Source organism: Enterococcus sp. CSURQ0835, from assembly GCF_902706605.1.
GTDB lineage: Bacteria > Bacillota > Bacilli > Lactobacillales > Enterococcaceae > Enterococcus_A.
On sequence record NZ_CACSLH010000072.1, the window covers coordinates 1 to 1062 of the forward strand.

The following is a 1062-nucleotide window of genomic DNA, read 5'->3' on the forward strand; positions in this document are numbered from 1 at the left end:
CGCCGATTGTAAAATTAAGCTAGACAACTAAAAAAGTCACTTGTGCTACACTCAAAATAGTTCCGACCAAAGAATTATAAGGAGTGAGTACAAATGACCTATACCCATCTTACAACAGACGAACTTGTTTTGATAGAGTCTTATTTCAATAGCGAGAAACCTGTCGCTATTGTCGCACAAAGTTTAAATCGCTCTAGACAAACCATCTATAACGTTTATTCATTCCTCAAACAAGGAAAAAATGTGCTAGATTATTATCGTCAATACAAACAAAATAAATCCCGTTGTGGGCGACGTTCAACCGTTCTATCTGATGAACAATCAAAGTATGTTCAAGAGAAGGTAGCTCAAGGATGGTCACCTGATGTGATTATCGGCCGTGGCGAGTTTCCAATTGATTGTTCTGCTCGCACACTCTATCGGATGTTTAAAAAAGGCGTCTTTGACACGCAATCGTTACCAATGAAGGGAAAACGCAAACCAAATAATCATCAAGAAAAGCGTGGAAAACAGGCCTTTCGCAGAACGATTCATGAACGGAACAGTCTTTATCCACACCTGTCCAAAGAATTTGGACATCTTGAAGGCGACACTATTGTGGGAGTCAAACATAAGAGCACTGTTATTACATTGGTTGAATGTTTATCAAAGGTCATTATTACTTTGAAACCCACAGGCAGACGAGCAGAAGATATCGAAAACAGGTTAAATGAATGGTTCAAATCCATGCCTAAACATCTATTTAAATCGATGACATTTGATTGTGGAAAAGAATTTTCTAACTGGCGATCTATAAGTAATTCAAATGATATTGCCATCTTTTTCGCAGATCCAGGAACACCTTCACAAAGAGGGCTGAATGAGCACTCAAATGGCTTGCTTAGAAGAGATGGCTTAGTTAAAACAATGGACTTTAGAGACACGGATGAAACCTTTATTCAATCCGTTGCTTCAAAAAGAAACCATATTCCAAGAAAATCACTAAATTACCGAACACCATTGGAAGTATTTTTGAGATGCATAGATAAAGATATATTGTCTAGCTTAATTTGACAAATCAGA

The 1062-nt window shown here is 37.5% G+C and carries 1 protein-coding gene; it reads left to right on the plus strand.

What is annotated here, in order from left to right; all coding sequences use genetic code 11:
- Nucleotides 1–93 precede the first annotated feature (93 nt).
- Nucleotides 94–1053, plus strand: coding sequence for an IS30 family transposase (locus GVJ38_RS14125; RefSeq protein WP_159723818.1), 960 nt, complete (start codon nt 94–96; stop codon nt 1051–1053).
- Nucleotides 1054–1062 lie beyond the last annotated feature (9 nt).